The 973-nt window shown below is 37.7% G+C and carries 2 protein-coding genes; both read left to right on the top strand.

What is annotated here, in order from left to right; translation table 11 throughout:
• Window positions 1-188, top strand: a 188-nt coding sequence (locus CBG25_RS13500) for a zinc ribbon domain-containing protein (protein WP_290604511.1), incomplete at its 5' end; no start/stop codon positions are given.
• Window positions 189-259: 71 nt separating this feature from the next.
• Window positions 260-688, top strand: coding sequence for a DUF4942 domain-containing protein (locus CBG25_RS21470; RefSeq protein WP_366212788.1), 429 nt, complete (start codon window positions 260-262; stop codon window positions 686-688).
• Window positions 689-973 lie beyond the last annotated feature (285 nt).

The raw sequence follows: 973 nt of genomic DNA, 5'->3' as shown, positions 1-973 counted from the left end.
CTCTATCAATACGTTATTGGCTTTGTCCTGAGTGTGGAAAAGAGCATGATAGAGATATCAACGCTGCGATCAATATCTGTCATCAAGGATTAGCTGATTCGCTAGGGCATAGCGATTATGTAAAGAGTTCCCTTGTAGCAATACCTGTCAGTGCTGGTGCTACAACGAAAGCTATTGGCATGAGCTAATAGGGGTCATAAGAAGCCCCCACTATAATCAGTTTTGATTTAGTGGTGGGAGCAAGTCACTATTATTGTGATTGAAGTGTGAATTATTCAAGAACAAAATAAATACTATCTCACACCTTTATTTTATTGAAGATGCTATTCGCCTTACATCAACCTTCGGTAGAACAGCTACATTTCTAAAAAGGTCTGAAATAAACCAATTGCACAGCATATTTTCACTGCTGGACGGCAAAAGAGTACCCGATACACAAAAAAGATTAGGCAATGAAATCAACTACAAGGTATCGAGAGATATACGGACGTTCGAGACTGAATATTTTCTTGTGCGCTGGTTCAAAAAAGGTTCGATGCAGTTAACCTTTACCAGAACTGATTTGATTAGACAATTAAATAATCTCATTACGGTAACATTCCCTGCTTTTTTTCCAAAAAAGTCTAACGATGCAACGCTACCTTATATCTTGATCATTGACTGTCAAAGGTTAATGATCCCCAACTGATCATTGGGATGTTACCGGTGAGTTTGTACGCTGCCTTAAGCTTAGAGCTTGTACCTCAGATTAAACCCTGGTGACATATTCATCATCGTCTTCAAAACCGAACGGTATCTTGTGCTACGAGCACGTATTTATAAGGAAGGTTAGGACGATATATTCAATTATCTGTTTTTCATGAGAGAATTTACCATGATCAAAACCTCAGTGGGTATTGATGTCGCTAAATTAAAATTCGATGTTGCAGTATGGGTTGAGAGAAAAAAATATAAAACAAAGGTGTTTTCAAAT

Source organism: Arsenophonus sp. ENCA (assembly GCF_002287155.1).
Classification (GTDB): domain Bacteria; phylum Pseudomonadota; class Gammaproteobacteria; order Enterobacterales; family Enterobacteriaceae; genus Arsenophonus; species Arsenophonus nilaparvatae.
The sequence above is the reverse complement of the archived record's forward strand: the minus strand, read 5'-3'. Positions and strand labels throughout refer to the sequence as shown.